This is a genomic window from Caballeronia sp. M1242, assembly GCF_017220215.1.
In the GTDB taxonomy this organism is placed as follows: domain Bacteria; phylum Pseudomonadota; class Gammaproteobacteria; order Burkholderiales; family Burkholderiaceae; genus Caballeronia.
The window spans coordinates 628,257-644,144 of record NZ_CP071130.1; the positions used below are offsets into that span (position 1 = coordinate 628,257).

Here is a 15,888-nt window from a genome sequence, read left to right on the forward strand (position 1 = left end):
GTGTCGGAAAAGAAGCGTTCAAAAGCGTGACCGGTGCGATTCTCGCTTCGGGCGATGCCACCGGTACACCCCGCCCGGACGGCGTCGCGCGAATAATGCGTGTATAGCGTGGAAAGCGCGAGTCGGCAGGTCTCTTGGCTGGCAGGTCTGCGCCCGCGCCGGCCTTCCCGGTATAAACCAGTGGCAGTGGAGCGCGGACTCGCTGCGTACAATTGCGGGGGCAGCCACAGTTTCGCTGTGTTCCCTGTTAGGCCCGCGGGTTGAACCGTTGGGCACCGACGTACCGATGTATTATGCCCGCTTTTATCGACCATCAGAACGCTTCGTGCACGGCATCGTCGCATGAAGCGCGTCGCGAACCGCAAGGAGGGGACGACCCATGTCGAGCTGGCTGACCGTGGTAGGCATCGGCGAGGACGGCTGGCACGGCCTCAGCCGCGCGGCGCGACGCGCGCTTGTCGAGGCCGGCGCGATACACGGCGGCGAGCGTCATCTTGCGCTCTTGCCTGCGCGTATAGCCGCGCGCCGCGTGCCGTGGCCCAGCCCGTTTTCTCTCGATGCCGTGCTTGCCGAGCGCACGCGTGGCATGCCCGTATGCGTGCTCGCGAGCGGCGATCCCATGTTCTTCGGCGTCGGCGCGACGCTCGCTCGCGAGCTTTCCGTCGACGAGATGCGCGTGATTCCCGCGCCTTCGTCCCTGTCACTGGCCGCTGCGCGCTTGCACTGGGCGTTGCAGGACGCGCGCTGCGTGTCGCTTGTCGGGCGGCCCGTTGCGTCGCTGCTTGCGCATGTGTTTCGCGGCGAGCGCCTGCTGGTCCTGAGCGCGGACGGCGCGACGCCCGCTGCGATCGCTTCGCTGTTGACGGCGCATGGATTCGGCCCGAGCCGCATGACCGTGTTCGAGCATCTCGGCGGCGCGAACGAACGCCGCATCGACGAGCGCGCGGACGACTGGCGCGAGCCGTTCGTGGCGTCGCTCAATCTCGTGGCCATCGAATGCCGCACGCATGCGGGTCATGCCGGTCCGCCGCTCACGCCCGGCCTGCCCGACGACGCCTATCGTCACGACGGCCAGTTGACCAAGCGCGATGTGCGCGCCGTCACGCTCGCGCGTCTCGCGCCGCAGCCCCGCGAACTGCTGTGGGATGTGGGCGCGGGTTGCGGGTCGATCGGCATCGAATGGATGCGCGCGCATGTTTCCTGCCGTGCCATCGCCATCGAAGCGAACGAGGGCCGGCAGCGTCTGATCGAACATAACCGCGATGCGCTCGGCGTCCCCGCGCTACAGCTCGTCAAGGGCGAGGCGCCCGCCGCGCTCGCGGGCCTCCCCGCGCCCGACGTCGTGTTCATCGGCGGCGGCGTGACCGTGCCGGGCGTGCTCGATACGTGCTGGTCGCGGCTGCGTCAGGGCGGGCGGCTGATTGCGAACGCGGTCACGCTGCAAAGCGAAGCGGCGCTCGTCGACTGGCGCGCGCGGCATGGCGGTGAACTTGTGCGCATCGGCGTGGCGCATGCGGAGCCGCTTGGCGGCTTCGATACCTGGCGGCAAGCGTTGCCCATCACGCTGCTGTGCGCAAGCAAGCCTTGACCGCATTCGACGCTCATCATGCGTGACGAGACATCGGAACAACCGGCGCCGCTCAGAAGCGGCTACACGACCGGAAGCTGCGCGACCGCGACGAGCCTCGCAGCCGCGCGTCTCTTGCTGACCGCGCAAACGAGCGATCGCGCGGAGATCGTGTTGCCCAAGGGCCAGCGCGTCACGATGAAGCTCGAATTCTGCCGCCTCGTCGACGGCATGCGCGATGCAGCGGAAGCGGGCGTCATCAAAGATGCAGGCGACGATCCGGACGTGACGCATGGCGCGCTCGTGTTCGCGCGCGTGCGTCTCTCGGCGGATGCGGGCGTGCGCTTTCACGCCGGGCCGGGCGTGGGCACGGTCACGCGCGCGGGCCTGGCGCTCGCCATCGGCGAGCCGGCCATCAACCCCGTGCCGCGCAAGATGATGACCGAGCATCTCCTCGCGCTCGCGCCGCTCGCGGACTATGCGGGCGGCTTCGACGTGACGATAGGCGTCGAGCATGGCGAAGCGCTCGCGCAAAAGACGATGAACCCGCGGCTCGGCATCGTGGGCGGCTTGTCGATTCTCGGCACGACGGGCATCGTCCGGCCGTTTTCGTGTTCGGCGTATATCGCGTCGATTCATCAGGGCATCGACGTGGCGCGCGCGAACGGCGTGCGGCATATCGCGGCCTGCACCGGCAATCAGAGCGAAGACGCGATGCGCGCGCGCTACGGCTTGCCGGATATCGCGCTGATCGAAATGGGCGACTTCGCGGGCGCGGTGCTCAAGCATCTGCGTCGCGCGCCGGTCGAGAAGCTCAGTCTGTGCGGCGGCTTCGGCAAACTCAGCAAGCTCGCGGCGGGACACATGGACCTGCATAGCCGTAGCTCCAGCATCGACTTGCCGCTGTTGGCCTGCTGGGCCGCGGAGGCGGGCGCGAGCGCGGCGCTTCAGTCGGCCATCCGCGCGGCGAATACGAGTCAGGAAGCGCTGAAGCTGGCGCGCGCCGAAGGCATCGCGCTGGGCGACCTCGTCTGCGCACGCGCCCGCGACGTGGCGCTCGATACCGTGCCGAGCGGCGTGATCGTCGAGACGTTTGCAATCGACAGGCAAGGCGTGATCGTCGGGAGCGCCGCATGACGCGCGCGTTGCTGCTCGGCGGAACGGGCGACGCGCTCGCCATCGCGCGAAACATGGGTGCGCCGCATGTCTACAGTCTCGCGGGACTCGCTCGCGTGCCGACGGATCTCGCCTGTGCCGTGCGCGTGGGCGGCTTCGGCGGCGTGACGGGTCTCGTCGATTATCTGCATGCTGAACGGATCACGCTCGTCATCGACGCGACCCATCCGTATGCCGCGCAAATGAGCCGCCATGCGCGCGAAGCCTGCACGCTGGCGCATGTGCCGCTCTGGGCCGTGCGCCGGGCCGCGTGGCAGCCGCAGCCCGGCGACGACTGGCGCGATGCGGCCGACTGGCGCGGCATCGTCGAACGTATCGCGCCGTTTCGCCGGCCGCTGTTTACGCTCGGACGCGAGCCGCTCAAGCATCTCGACGAGATCCCCGCGTCGCAGCACTGGACCATTCGATGTCTCGGCGCACACGAAGGGACGGCGCGCGCCAGCATTCTCGATGCGCGCGGTCCGTTCGATATCGACGGCGAGCGCGCCTTGTTCGACGCGGCTCGGATCGATGTGGTCATCAGCAAGAACAGCGGCGGCAAGGCGACCGAGGCGAAGCTCGCGGTGGCGCGTGAACGGCACTTACCCGTGGTGATGCTCGCGCGGCCGCTGCTGCCCGAAGCAGACCGCGAATTCGACGACCCCGCGAGCGCGCTTCATGCGCTGCTCGCTCTCGACTCTCTCTGACATGACGGTCTATTTCATCGGCGCGGGCCCGGGCGATCCGGAACTCATCACCGTCAAAGGGCAAAGGCTGATTCGCGCGTGCCCAGTGATTCTGTATGCGGGATCGCTCGTGCCGGAAGGCGTGCTCGAAGGGCATCGGGCGCATCGCGTCGTGAATACGGCGGAACTCGATCTCGATGCCATCGTCGCATTGTTGCAGCAAGCGCATGCGAATGGCGAGGACGTCGCGCGCGTGCACTCGGGCGATCCGTCGCTGTACGGCGCGATTGGCGAGCAGATTCGCCGACTGGAAATGATAGGGATTCCTTATAAAATCGTGCCGGGCGTGACGGCGACGGCCGCATCGGCGGCGGCGCTCGGGCGCGAGCTAACGCTGCCGGGCATTTCGCAGACGGTGATCCTCACGCGCTATGCGGCGAAAACATCGATGCCGCCCGGCGAATCGCTCGCGGACCTCGCGCGTCATCGCGCGACGCTCGCCATTCATCTCGGCGTGCGGCATATCGAGCGCATCGTCGCGGATCTGTTGCCGCATTACGGCGACGACTGTCCGGTTGCCGTGATCTTCCGCGCAAGCTGGCCGGACGAAGAACGCGTGCAGGGCACGCTCGTCGATATCGCGCAGAAAGTGCGCGCATCGGGCATGGAGCGCACGGCGCTGATTCTCGTGGGCCGCGTGCTCGACGTGCGCGATTTCGCCGATTCGACGCTCTACGCGAAGGACTGAGCGTCCATGCGCGATCTCGACGCCGTATTCGATGCGCTCGCGAAATCCGCGTTTCGCCGGCGATTCGCGCTCGGCGTGCGCGAAGGTCGCTATCTGCGCGAGCGCGGCATGGAAACGGTGGTCGCGCAAGCGCATGAATTGATCGCGAAACGGCTCGCGCCGCAGGCGCCGCTCAACGACGGCAAGCAGACGCCGTTTCGCGGGCATCCCGTGTTCATCGCGCAGCATGCGACGGCAACGTGCTGCCGGACCTGTCTCGCCAAATGGCACGGCATCGCGGCGGGAAAAGTGCTCGACGATGCGGAGCGCCGGCATGTGGTCGATGCCATCGAGCGATGGCTGCGCGCGCAGCCGATGCCGCCTGCCGCTGAGACAACCGAGGACAACCCGCAGCGCGAGTTGCCCTTCTGACGCTCAGTGCGGCTTCTGCTCGCGCGACACCGCAACGCGGCGCTTGCTGGTCGCGCGGCGCGCCAGCATGTTCAGTCCTTCGACGAGCGCGGAGAACGCCATCGCGGCGTAGATGTAGCCCTTCGGTACGTGGGTGCCAAAGCCTTCCGCGATCAGCGTCATGCCGATCACCAGCAAAAAGCCGAGCGCGAGCATCACGATGGTCGGATTGCGTTCGATGAAGCGCGAGAGCGGCCCTGCCGCAAACAGCATCACGGAAACCGCCGCGATGACCGCGACGAACATGATCGGAATGTGCTCCGTCATGCCGACCGCAGTCACGATGCTGTCGATGGAAAAGACGAGATCGAGCAGCAGAATCTGGCCGATGGCCGACAACGGCGTGAGCCGCGCGCCGGATGCGGGCCCGGCGTGGTCCTCGGCGTCGTGCGTGACGTGATGATGAATCTCGCTCGTGGCTTTCCACACGAGGAACACGCCGCCGGCAATCAGAATCAGATCGCGCCATGAGAAGCCGTGGCCGAACGCTTCGAAGATCGGCGCGGTGAGCCGCACGATCAGCGCGACGGTGCCGAGCAGGCCGAGCCGCATCACGAGCGCGAGCCCGATGCCGATGCGCTGCGTGCGCGCCCGGTGCTCGGCTGGCAGCTTGTTGGTGAGGATCGAAATGAAGATGAGGTTGTCGATGCCGAGCACGACTTCCATCACGACGAGCGTCGCGAGGGCCGCCCAGGCGGCGGGGTCGGTGAGAAGGGCGGCGATGTAGTCCATGCGATGCGTTATTCGTAGGAGGGAAGAGGCGTGATCTTAGCCGGTGCAGCCGTTATTATGAAAGCTATTTGAAACCTTCGTCGGCGCTTGGTTCCGCAGAACTTCGCTCCAACGGTAACTTTGCCGTCGAAATCCGACAAATAAGCGAACTAGGGCGGAAAAGTCCTCCTGTTCCGATGATGCGCCGCAACGAATCCGGGTAAACTCCAATGCTTCGATGCGGCCGCTGTCGAGCCGCTCTCCGTCCACCTACTGCACTCTGCAGCACACACGGTCACGCCGCATGTCCGGACAATCCCAACGCCTCGTCGAGCTCGACTTCTTCCGGGGGCTCGTACTCTTGATCATTGTCGTCGATCATATCGGCGGCAGCGTGCTGTCGCACTTCACGTTGCACGCGTTTGCGCTGAACGACGCCGCCGAGGTCTTCGTGTTTCTCGGCGGCTTCGCCACTGCGACCGCTTACGCGTCTCTCGCTCAGCGCGGGTCGGAGCGCGCTGCGGGGCTGCGTTTCGTGCGGCGGGCGTTCGAGATCTACCGCGCGTTTCTGATCACGGCCGCGCTGATGCTCGTCGCCACCTTCCTGCTGCGACCGTTCTATGGTCACGCGCCGAATCTCGTCCTGCACGACCTCGACACGCTGACGGCGGCACCGGTGACGTCGATCGCGCAGATTCTGACGTTCGAGCGCCAGCCATATCTGGCCGCCGTCCTGCCGATGTACGCGTTGTTCGCGCTGGCGGTGCCGCTCGTGTTGCCGCTCGCGCGCACGAAGCCGTGGGTTTTGCTGGGCCTGAGTCTCGCGCTTTGGTCGTTCGCGCCCGGCATCGGCGAATATATGCCGTCCGTCGACGATAACCTCTGGGACTTCAATCCCGCCGCCTGGCAACTCATGTTCACGCTCGGCGTGCTCGCGCGCTGCCAGCCGGTTTATCAGCGCGTGGCGTCGCACCGCTTCGGTTGGACGATCAGCGCCGCCGCGCTCGCGGTGATCGTCGGCATGGCGTACTACAAGCTGCTCGTGCTTCCGCCCGTGCTCGACAGCGCGTTCAAACGCGACCTGGCGGGCGCGCGCGTCGTCAATTTCCTCGCGATCGCGTGGATCGCGACCAACCTGGCGCGTTACGGCGTGGTGAAGGCCGTCGCCAGCCGTTTGCCGTGGATCGGCGCGGTAGGGCGCGACGGAATGGTGTGCTTCGTCGCGGGCGCGGTGATTTCGCTCGTGGTCGATTCGATTCTCTTCACCTTCACGGACGGGCTCGTAAACGTGCCGGCCGGTCTGGTCGGCGACGCGGTCGCGATCATGGCGCTGCTTTCGGTGCCGCGTCTGCGCCAGCCGGTGGCAAACTGGCTCGGCATGCGGACGCGCGTTCCTGCGGCGAGCGCTGCTGTAGTTGCAGCGGCGGAAAATCCGGCGCGCGGCGTGCGCTGAGTTTGACAAGAAGGCACCGCCGTTTGACGGTGCCTTTTTGGACGCTGTTTTGCAACTAACGGTCTTGCGCATCGACGCCCGTTAATCGGCGGGGCATGAGGTTTGCAAGGAGCCTGCTGTTCACAACAAAAAAGGCTCGTCCATGCTCAAGCTCGCTATTCTCTTTGCGGTCATCTCGGTCATCGCCGGCTTCTTCGGTTTCGGACGCGTGTCGTCGGGCGCGGCCGGCATCGCGAAGATCTGTTTCTTCATCTTCCTCGTGCTGTTCGTGATCTTTCTGGTCGTCGCGATTTCGGCGGGGTCGCTGGTGCTTTGACGGGGCGCGTTTGTACGCGAGCGCGACGAACGGCGCTCAGCGCTCGCCCTCGATCCGCCCCACGTCCACAGGCAACGGCAGCGCACCGCTGCGATCTTTCAATCCGACGCCCGTCAGCCCGAGCCGCCGCGCTTCGTTCAGCAGCCAGTGCAGCTTGAACGCGGCGGCATCGTAGCCGAGTCCTTCGGGGCGCACGTTCGAAATGCAGTTGCGCTCGGCGTCCATACGCCCGGCGCGTGGCTCATAGGTGACGTAAAGCCCGAGGCTGTCGGGCGAACTGAGGCCCGGCCGCTCGCCGATCATCACCACGACGATCCGCGCCCGTAAAAGCTCACCGATGCAGTCGCCCAGCGCGACACGCGCCTGCGTCGCGATGACCACGGGGCCGATGTTCCAGCCGTCGAGCATGGCGCGCAGCCTGAACAACAGCGGCGCGACGTGGCGCTGGGCAGCGAACGCGGACAGGCCATCGGCGGCGACGAACACGACATCGGGCGCATCGCCGTGCTCGCTGACGTACGCGGCGAGGCGCGCGGCGCTGGCGTCGTCGAGCATGCGGCCCATGTCGGGCCGACGCAGATAGTGATCGCGATCCGGCGCGGCGCTCGCCACTTCGAGCGTCGCAAAGCCGGCTGCGCGCAGCGCTTCGCCGAGCGATGCGGTGTCGAGCGGCTGATGCACCGCGTCGCGCGCCTGCGCGTGCGCCAGTTGAAAGGCGAGAAGCGGCGCTGTCGGCAGACTGTCGCCCGCGCGCCCGAGCGCGATCCGCGCGTTCGTGAACTGCCTGAGCGCGTCCCACGGGTCGGCGTCGACCGGGCTTGGCGTGGCGTCGTCGGTCATGAGTCGATCCAGTCGAGGAGCGGTTGTCGCACTGCGCCCGACGAATGCGGAAGCAGCGCGCCGTGCGCATCCGTGACCCGCATGCGCGCGAGCCACGCCTCGAATTCAGGCGCGCGCTTCAGGTTCAGCACGCGGCGCACGTAGAGCGCGTCGTGGAAAGAGGTGCTCTGATAGTTGAGCATCACGTCGTCCGCGCCGGGCACGCCCATGATGAAATTGACGTTCGCGACGCCGAGCAGCGTCAGAAGCGTGTCCATATCGTCCTGATCGGCCCGCGCGTGGTTGGTGTAGCAGATGTCGCAGCCCATCGGCACGCCGAGCAGCTTGCCGCAGAAGTGGTCTTCGAGGCCCGCGCGGATGATCTGCCGCCCGTCGTACAGATACTCCGGGCCGATGAATCCGACCACCGTATTCGTCAGGAGCGGCCGGAAGTGTCGCGCGACCGCATAGGCGCGCGCCTCGCAGGTCTGCTGGTCGACGCCATGATGGGCGTTCGCGGACAGCGCGCTGCCCTGACCGGTCTCGAAGTACATGACGTTGTCGCCCACGGTCCCGCGCGCGAGCGATTGCGCCGCGTCGTGCGCTTCCTGCAACAGCGCGAGCGACACGCCGAAGCTCGCGTTGGCGCGCTCCGTGCCCGCGATCGACTGGAACACGAGATCGACGGGCGCGCCGTGCTCGATCGCCGCGAGCGTGTTGGTCACATGCGTGAGGACGCACGACTGCATCGGCACGTCGTAACGCTGGCGGAAATCGTCCATCATCGTGAGCAGCGCGGCGATGTCCGCGGGCGAATCGGAGGCCGGATTCACGCCGATCACGGCATCGCCGCAGCCGTAAAAGAGGCCGTCGAGCATGGAGGCCGCGATGCCCTTCGGATCGTCCGTCGGGTGATTCGGCTGCAGGCGCACCGACAGCCGGCCCGGCAAGCCGATGGTCGTCCGAAAGCGCGTGACGACCGGGCGCTTTCTCGCGGCGAGAATCAGATCCTGATTGCGCATGAGCTTGGAGACGGCGGCGGCCATTTCGGGCGTCAGGCCCATTTGAACGGCTTCGAGCGCGGCGGTGTCGGTCGCATCCGACAGCAGCCATTCGCGGAATTCGCCGACCGTCAGATGCGCGATGCGCGCGAACGCGGCGGCGTCGTGCGTATCGACGATCAGCCGCGTGACCTCGTCCGTTTCATAGGGAATGAGGGGCTCATCGAGAAATGCGCGCAACGGCAGGTCGGCGAGCGCCATCTTCGCGGCGACGCGCTCTTCCTCCGTGGCCGCCGCGACGCCCGCGAGTTCATCGCCCGACCGCTGCGGGCTCGCGCGGGCGAGCAGCGTCTTGAGGTCGTCGAAACGGTAGCGCCGCACGCCGATAGTTGCCTGATAGCCCATCGATTCTCCTGCCCGCATGACCGGATTCGCGATGCCCTTACTGTAACCGCATCGCGGCGCGCGCAAAAATCCGCCGCAAAACCGAATTCGCTGCCCGTGCGATAATTTCGGGCTTCGCCGCCGCCGAATTGCGCTCAAATTCCGTGAAAAACCTGCTCGTTTCAATCGACCGTCTTCAGGATTTCGATGAAATCGTCGATGTCCGCACGCCGCTCGAATTCGCCGAGGATCACATTCCGGGCGCGATCAACGCGCCGGTGCTCGAAAACGAGGAGCGCGTGATCGTCGGCACCATGTACAAGCAGGTGTCGCCGTTCGAGGCCACGCGCGTCGGCGCGGCCATGGTCGCGCGCAACATCGCGCGTCATCTGGACACGATCTTCGCGGACCGCCCGCGCAACTGGCGGCCGCTCATCTATTGCTGGCGGGGCGGCAAGCGCTCCGGCTCCATGACGACGTGGCTGAACATGATCGGCTGGCAGGCGCGGCAGCTCGATGGCGGCTACAAGAGCTACCGGCGCGACGTGCTCGACAGGCTCACGGCGTTGCCAGCGCGATTTCGCTTTATCGTGCTGATCGGCCACACCGGCAGCGGCAAGACCCGGCTCTTGCACGCGCTCGCGCAAGCGGGCGCTCAGGTGCTCGACCTCGAAGGGCTGGCGGCGCATCGCGGCTCGCTGCTCGGCGCGCTGCCGGGGCACGCGCAGCCGTCGCAGAAAGCATTCGATTCCGCGCTCGTCCATACGCTGCGCGGCTTCGATCCGGCCAAGCCCGTTTTTATCGAGGCGGAAGGCCGGCGCATCGGCTCGATCTCGACGCCCGACTCGCTGCTCGACAGCCTGCACGCGGCCGCCTGCGTGGAAGTGGAAGCGCGCCGCGAGGACCGCATCGCGTTTCTGTTGCAGGACTACGCGCATCTTTTCGACGAACCCGCGTTCTTCAAGGCGCAGTTGTCGAAGCTCGTCGCGCTGCATAGCCGCGAGCGCGTGGAGCATTGGCATCGGCTGATCGACGAAGGCGAGCGCGCCGCGCTGTTCGCCGAACTGATCGACCGCCATTACGATCCGGCGTACGGCCGCAGCAGCCGCGCGCTGTACACGCAGTTGCCGCATGCGGCGCATATGCTGTTTCGTCCGAACGATGCCGACAGCGTCGATCAGGCGAAGGCGCTGCTTGCGCAGCTGTCCGAGACGACGCCTGCGCTCGGCTGATTTTCTTTTTTCGATTCGACCAAGAATATGACCACGCTTCGACAACCCCGCGTCGCGCTCGGCTGGCTGGTGTTCCTGCTGATCGCCGTCGCGGGCCTTTTCTATGTCAAATGGTTCCCGTACTACAACCGCGCGTTTGTCGCGGCGAGCCAGCATTCCATCGGCAAGTCGATTTTGATGGGCGCGTCCGCGAGCGCGCCGGAGCCGTCGTGGCAGGCCGCGCTCGATTACGCGATGGCCTACGGCAAGGCCATCTGGCAGGCGATGGTGCTCGGCCTGTTGCTGGGCTCGGCGGTGCAGGCGCTGATCCCGCCGCAATGGGTCGCGCGCGCGCTCGGCCAGCATAGCTTCGGCAGCGTGATCAACGGCGGACTGATGTCCTTGCCCGGCATGATGTGCACGTGCTGCGCGGCGCCGGTCGTCGCGGGCCTGCGCGCGCGTCAGGCGGCGCCGGGCGCGGCGATCGCGTTCTGGCTCGGCAACACGGTGCTCAATCCGGCGGCGCTGGTATTCATGGGCTTCGTGCTCGGCTGGCAGTGGACCGGCCTGCGGCTGGTGCTCGGCGTGTTGATGGTGTTCGGCCTCGGCTACGCGGTGAACCGCATGGTGACGCCCGCGCAGGCGACGGCATCGCGCGAGGCGCTCGCGAAGCTGATCGAAGAAGACGAGCCGGGCACTGCGTTCTCGCGCTGGATCAAGATTCTCGGGCGCATGACGCTGCGGCTCGTGCCCGAGTACATCGTGCTGGTGCTGCTGCTTGCCGCGGCGCGGGCGTGGCTCTTTCCGCATATCGGGCCGGATATCGGTAACGGCGCGCTGTGGATCGTCGCGTTCGCGGTGGCCGGCACGCTGTTCGTCATTCCGACGGCGGGCGAAGTGCCCATTATCCAGGCGATGCTGTCGCTCGGCATGGCGGCCGGCCCGGCGGGCGCGCTGCTGATGACGCTGCCGCCCGTGAGCGTGCCGTCGATGGCGATGCTCGCCCGCTCGTTTCCGCCGCGCGTGCTTGCGTTCGTCGCGGGGGCGGTGGTGGGGTTCGGCGTCGTCGCAGGCACGATTGCGGCGGCGTTCTTCTGACGTCCGCCGCAACGGACTCGCGGTTCAATGAATCGCCGTCCCGAGCCGAATCAACAGCTTGAACGGCAGCGCGAGCAGCATCGCGCCGCCGACGCCCGCCATCCACAGCGCGACGAACCAGAACAGCTTCGTCGCGCGCGTCATTGCAGTCTCGCCGCCGCGCTCAGTGGTAGTGATGTTCGCCATGACGCACCTTTCCTCTGAATACCCAATAGCCCAGCGTCGTGTACGCGATGATGACCGGCAGAATCACCGCCGCGCCGACAATCGTGAATAGCTGGCTCGACCGCGGCGACGCCGCATCCCAGATCGACACGCCGGGGAAAATGTCGTTCGGCGAGATGCTCGCGACCAGTCCCGCGTAGCCCAGCACCACGAAGCCGAGCGCGACGGCGAACGGCCGCTTTTCGTGGCGCGACAAGATGGACCGCCGCATCGCCCAGGCGCACGCAAGGACGAGTATCGGCACCGGCAGCATGCGATAGAAAAGCGGCGAATCGAACCAGCGCGACGCGATGCTCGCATCGAGCAACGGCGTCCACACGCTGACGACGGCGATCGTCGCGAGTTGCAGCAGCGTCAACGGCCACACGACGCGGTACATGCGCCGCTGCAAGTCGCCTTCGGTCTTCGCGATCAGCCAGCACGCGCCCAGCAACGCATATGTGACGACGAGCGCGCCACCCGTGAACATGGAAAACGGCGTGAACCAGCCGAAGGCATCGCCGGAAAAGCGGCCGTCCGCGACCGGAATGCCGTCGAGGAACGCGCCCAGCGCCACACCCTGAAAGAACGTCGCGCCCGCCGAGCCGCCGATGAACGCGAGATCCCACATTGGCTTGGTGCGCGACGCCTTCGCGCGAATCTCGAACGACACGCCCCGGAAAATCAGGCAAACGAGCATGAGCACGAGCGGCAGATAAAGCGCCGAGAGCACGGTCGAATAGACCATCGGGAACGCGGCGAACAGGCCCGCGCCGCCGAGCACGAGCCATGTCTCGTTGCCGTCCCAGACGGGCGCGACGGTGTTCATCATCACGTCGCGGTCGTGCTGGTCCGGGAAGAACGGAAAGAGAATGCCGATGCCGAGGTCGAAGCCGTCGAGCACCACGTACATGAGAAGACCGAGCGCGATGATCGCGGCCCAGGCGAGTGTAAGGTCCATGGTCATGCTCCTTCGATGGACTGATTGGGCAACGAAAGCGGCCGGCGCGCCGTGCCCGCCGCCGAAGCCGGCGCGAGCGTTTCGCCCGGCAGCGCGGGGCCGTGGCGCAGCAGCTTGAGCAGGTAGTAGATGCCCGTGCCGAACACGATCGTGTAGACCACCACGAACGCGAGCAGCGACACGCCCACCTGCTGCGCGGTGACGGGCGAGACGGCATCGGCCGTGCGCATCACGCCGTAGACCACCCACGGCTGGCGGCCGGCTTCGGTCGTGACCCAGCCCGCGAGCAACGTGATGAAGCCGGTCGGCCCCATGACGAGCGCGAAGCGATGGAACCAGCGCGCATCGAACAGCCTGCGTTTGCGATGCAGCAGCCACCCGGCGACGGACATCACGATCATCAGCACGCCGAGGCCCGCCATCACGCGAAAACTCCAGAACACGATGGTCGAGTTGGGGCGCTCATCCTTCGGAAAAGACTTCAGGCCGCGTATTTCGCCGTTCCAGCTATGCGTGAGGATCAGGCTGCCGAGATGCGGAATCTGAACCGCGTACTTGGTCGTTTCGGCCTGCATGTCCGGAATGCCGAACACGTTGAGCGCCGTGCCGCCTTTCTCCGTGTCCCAGATGCCTTCTATCGCCGCGATTTTGGCCGGCTGATATTCGCGCGTGTTGAGGCCGTGCGCGTCGCCGACGAGCGCCTGAATCGGCGTCAAGGCGAGCAGCAGCCACAGCGCCATCGAGAAGGTCTTCTTGATTGCCGGATCGCGCCGGCCTTTCAGCAGATGCCATGCGCCCGTCGCCGCGACGACGAGCGCCGCCACGATGAACGCGGCAATCGCCATGTGCGCGAGCCGATACGGAAACGAAGGGTTGAAGATGATCGCGAACCAGTCGACCGGCACCACGTGATCGCCCTCGATGCGAAAGCCTTGCGGCGTCTGCATCCAGCTATTCGAAGCGAGAATCCAGAACGTGGAGATGAGCGTGCCGATGGCGACCATCAGCGTCGCGCCGAAGTGCGCCTTCGGGCCGACCTTGTTCCATCCGAACAGCATGATGCCGAGGAAGCCTGCTTCGAGGAAGAACGCGGTCATCACTTCGTAGGTCAGCAGCGGGCCGGTGATGGGACCCGCGAAGCTGGAGAAGCCGCCCCAGTTGGTGCCGAATTCGTACGCCATGACGACGCCCGACACCACGCCCATGCCGAAGGCGACCGCGAAGACCTTCGACCAGAAAAGGCACAGTTCCTTGTAGACCGGTTTGCCGGTTTTGAGCCATGCGCCTTCCAGCACGGCGATGAAGCTCGCGAGCCCGATGGACAGCGCCGGAAAGATGATGTGAAACGATACGGTGAAGGCGAACTGTATCCGCGCCAGATCGAGTGCTTCAGGAGTCGATTGCATGATGACGTCTGCTACGTAGCGTGTCTTGGCCAGGTCGGCCGTGTTTCGGTTTGCGTTGGTAACGGGGCAGAGCGTAGCGCTGAATCGCGCGAGGTGTTGCGCTGCGTCAGCAAAGCCGGCTTGCGCGGAAATGCCGCAGTTTCGACGTAGTACCGCGTCTATTTGCTTGATATTGCGAGGTTTTCGAGATAGCGGGCGCGACCGGCATGGAGGACGCAAGCAGGCATCGTCGCGACAATCGACCGCACTGCATCAAGCGCTTTTCGCGACATTCGGCAATGCGTTGCCTTCGGAAATAGGCGGACGAACTTTGACTTACCGGCCGTGTAGAGAAGGGCGCCGGCGCGGGTACGATAATCGCTTTATGAGCAGCGCGCGACGCGCCAACTAAACGGAGAAAGCAACATGCGCCTCGATGATGAAGCGGAGAGTCAGAACGTCGAAGACCGGCGCGGATCGGGCGGGTTCAGCATTGGCGGCGGCTCGATCGGGATTGGGACGATCATCGTCGCGCTGGCAGCGTCGTATTTTTTCGGCATCAATCCGATGACGATCATCAACGGCGCGCAGGTCTTGCACGGCAATGCGCCGCAACGCCAGGCCGCGCCGAGCGACGCGCCGCCGGCGAACGACCCAGGCGCGGTCTTCGTGCGCCGCGTCCTCGGCAACACGGAACGCACGTGGGAGCACATCTTCCGCACGCAGTTCAATCAGGACTATCCGGCGCCGAAGCTCGTGCTGTTCTCGGGCGGCACGCAGACGGCATGCGGCATGGGCCAGGCGGCAATGGGGCCGTTCTACTGTCCGGCCGACCGCAAGGTTTATATCGATTTGTCGTTCTACCGCGAGTTGCGCGACCGTTTCGGCGCGGGCGGCGACTTCGCTCAGGCTTATGTCATCGCGCATGAGGTGGGGCATCACGTTCAGAACGTGCTCGGCATCTCAGACAAAGTTGACCAGGCGCGGGCGCGGATGTCGCGTGAGCAGGCGAATGCGTTGTCCGTGCGCGTCGAATTGCAGGCGGATTGCTTCGCCGGCGTCTGGGCGGCTGTGGCGCAACGGGACAATGCGAAGCTCATCGAACCGGGCGACTTCGAGCAGGGCCTGAACGCGGCCGGCGCGATCGGGGACGATCGCTTGCAGCAGGAGACGCAAGGGCGCGTGGTGCCGGAAGCGTTCACGCACGGAACGAGCGCGCAGCGGCAGCGTTGGCTGCGGCGAGGGTTGTCGACGGGCGATGTTAGGCAGTGCGATACGTTTTCGGCGCAGGGGTTGTAGCGGGGTGAGTGAAAGTTTGCCTGAAACGGCACGGAACGCCTTGCGAATTGATTCTTCTCCTGCGGACCCCAACAAATTTCCGGGCGAGCGAATGCGCGTCGCCACACGGTGCGCGTCGCTCATCGATGCTACCTTGGCACGTCAACACGAAATGGGGATGAGATGAAGCGCAAGTCATCGGGCGTGGCCGTAGTCGCGGTGCTCGTGGGCGTGGCCGTCGCGGTGACGCTTTATATCGCGAGCTTCGGCAGGTCGTCGCGTCACGCCAGCATCGACACGCCCACGACGCACGACGCCATCTCAAAGCAAGACATGCACGCGAGCGACGCCGCCTTCACCGCAGCGCCGATGCAGCCCGTCTCCGCTTCCAGCGACGCAACCGCAGCGCGTTAGGCTCGAACATCGTCGCGTCGACCCTTTGTCCTGGACGCGACAAATCA

At 65.9% G+C, this 15,888-nt stretch carries 17 protein-coding genes and 1 riboswitch; of the genes, 11 read left to right on the forward strand and 6 right to left on the reverse strand.

Annotated features, from left to right (window positions below):
- Positions 1–106: 106 nt before the first annotated feature.
- Positions 107–295: riboswitch (cobalamin riboswitch) on the reverse strand.
- 84 nt (positions 296–379) lie between these two features.
- Genes cbiE through JYK05_RS16375 form a run of 5 tightly spaced genes read left to right on the forward strand, consistent with a single transcriptional unit; the run spans position 380 to position 4,567 of the window.
- A complete protein-coding gene (cbiE, locus tag JYK05_RS16355; protein ID WP_206469494.1) occupies positions 380–1,588 on the forward strand; it encodes a precorrin-6y C5,15-methyltransferase (decarboxylating) subunit CbiE in 1,209 nt (402 codons plus the stop codon).
- 18 nt (positions 1,589–1,606) lie between these two features.
- Positions 1,607–2,704 (forward strand): cobalt-precorrin-5B (C(1))-methyltransferase, encoded by a 1,098-nt coding sequence (locus tag JYK05_RS16360; protein ID WP_206469496.1) that lies wholly within the window; start codon positions 1,607–1,609, stop codon positions 2,702–2,704.
- On the forward strand, positions 2,701–3,429 hold the full coding sequence (locus JYK05_RS16365) for a cobalt-precorrin-6A reductase (RefSeq protein ID WP_206469498.1): 729 nt from the start codon (positions 2,701–2,703) through the stop codon (positions 3,427–3,429). Before JYK05_RS16360 ends, JYK05_RS16365 begins: the two co-directional genes overlap by 4 nt.
- A 1-nt stretch (position 3,430) precedes the next feature.
- The gene (gene cobM, locus JYK05_RS16370) at positions 3,431–4,156 is read left to right on the forward strand and encodes a precorrin-4 C(11)-methyltransferase (protein WP_206469500.1); all 726 of its coding nucleotides are present in this window, start codon (positions 3,431–3,433) and stop codon (positions 4,154–4,156) included.
- A gap of 6 nt (positions 4,157–4,162) precedes the next feature.
- Complete coding sequence (locus JYK05_RS16375; RefSeq protein ID WP_175941495.1) at positions 4,163–4,567, forward strand: DUF4186 domain-containing protein; 405 nt, start codon at positions 4,163–4,165, stop codon at positions 4,565–4,567.
- A 3-nt stretch (positions 4,568–4,570) separates the two neighbouring features.
- On the opposite strand, the gene JYK05_RS16380 is transcribed toward JYK05_RS16375, so the two are convergent.
- Complete coding sequence (locus JYK05_RS16380) at positions 4,571–5,338, reverse strand: TerC family protein (RefSeq protein WP_175941497.1); 768 nt, start codon at positions 5,336–5,338, stop codon at positions 4,571–4,573.
- A gap of 283 nt (positions 5,339–5,621) precedes the next feature.
- Between JYK05_RS16380 and JYK05_RS16385 the strand changes: the two genes are divergently transcribed.
- Complete coding sequence (locus tag JYK05_RS16385; RefSeq protein WP_206469502.1) at positions 5,622–6,770, forward strand: OpgC domain-containing protein; 1,149 nt, start codon at positions 5,622–5,624, stop codon at positions 6,768–6,770.
- A gap of 142 nt (positions 6,771–6,912) precedes the next feature.
- Positions 6,913–7,086, forward strand: coding sequence for a DUF1328 domain-containing protein (locus JYK05_RS16390; protein WP_159833772.1), 174 nt, complete (start codon positions 6,913–6,915; stop codon positions 7,084–7,086).
- Between the two features lie 36 nt (positions 7,087–7,122).
- On the opposite strand, the gene eutC is transcribed toward JYK05_RS16390, so the two are convergent.
- Both eutC and JYK05_RS16400 read right to left on the reverse strand, forming a co-directional pair.
- Positions 7,123–7,926: an ethanolamine ammonia-lyase subunit EutC gene (gene eutC, locus JYK05_RS16395; protein ID WP_206469504.1), complete on the reverse strand. Its 804-nt coding sequence runs from the start codon at positions 7,924–7,926 to the stop codon at positions 7,123–7,125.
- Positions 7,923–9,311, reverse strand: a complete 1,389-nt coding sequence (locus tag JYK05_RS16400; protein ID WP_206469590.1) for an ethanolamine ammonia-lyase subunit EutB — start codon at positions 9,309–9,311, stop codon at positions 7,923–7,925. Before JYK05_RS16400 ends, eutC begins: the two co-directional genes overlap by 4 nt.
- 143 nt (positions 9,312–9,454) lie before the next feature.
- Here JYK05_RS16400 and mnmH point away from each other — a divergent pair, with 143 nt between their 5' ends.
- Positions 9,455–10,522 (forward strand): tRNA 2-selenouridine(34) synthase MnmH, encoded by a 1,068-nt coding sequence (gene mnmH / locus JYK05_RS16405; protein WP_206469505.1) that lies wholly within the window; start codon positions 9,455–9,457, stop codon positions 10,520–10,522.
- Between the two features lie 27 nt (positions 10,523–10,549).
- Positions 10,550–11,599, forward strand: coding sequence for a permease (locus JYK05_RS16410; RefSeq protein ID WP_206469507.1), 1,050 nt, complete (start codon positions 10,550–10,552; stop codon positions 11,597–11,599).
- A 24-nt stretch (positions 11,600–11,623) separates the two neighbouring features.
- Here JYK05_RS16410 and JYK05_RS16415 read toward each other — a convergent pair whose 3' ends face one another.
- Genes JYK05_RS16415 through JYK05_RS16425 form a run of 3 tightly spaced genes read right to left on the reverse strand, consistent with a single transcriptional unit; the run spans position 11,624 to position 14,170 of the window.
- A complete protein-coding gene (locus JYK05_RS16415; protein ID WP_175940670.1) occupies positions 11,624–11,785 on the reverse strand; it encodes a hypothetical protein in 162 nt (53 codons plus the stop codon).
- Positions 11,763–12,764 carry a cytochrome d ubiquinol oxidase subunit II gene (gene cydB / locus JYK05_RS16420; RefSeq protein WP_206469509.1) on the reverse strand — a complete coding sequence of 334 codons (1,002 nt, stop codon included), beginning with the start codon at positions 12,762–12,764 and terminating at the stop codon, positions 11,763–11,765. Before cydB ends, JYK05_RS16415 begins: the two co-directional genes overlap by 23 nt.
- A gap of 2 nt (positions 12,765–12,766) precedes the next feature.
- The gene (locus JYK05_RS16425) at positions 12,767–14,170 is read right to left on the reverse strand and encodes a cytochrome ubiquinol oxidase subunit I (RefSeq protein WP_206469511.1); all 1,404 of its coding nucleotides are present in this window, start codon (positions 14,168–14,170) and stop codon (positions 12,767–12,769) included.
- 405 nt (positions 14,171–14,575) lie between these two features.
- Here JYK05_RS16425 and JYK05_RS16430 point away from each other — a divergent pair, with 405 nt between their 5' ends.
- Positions 14,576–15,448 (forward strand): neutral zinc metallopeptidase, encoded by an 873-nt coding sequence (locus JYK05_RS16430; RefSeq protein WP_175941517.1) that lies wholly within the window; start codon positions 14,576–14,578, stop codon positions 15,446–15,448.
- Positions 15,449–15,610: 162 nt separating this feature from the next.
- Positions 15,611–15,841 carry a hypothetical protein gene (locus JYK05_RS16435; RefSeq protein WP_206469513.1) on the forward strand — a complete coding sequence of 77 codons (231 nt, stop codon included), beginning with the start codon at positions 15,611–15,613 and terminating at the stop codon, positions 15,839–15,841.
- Positions 15,842–15,888 lie beyond the last annotated feature (47 nt).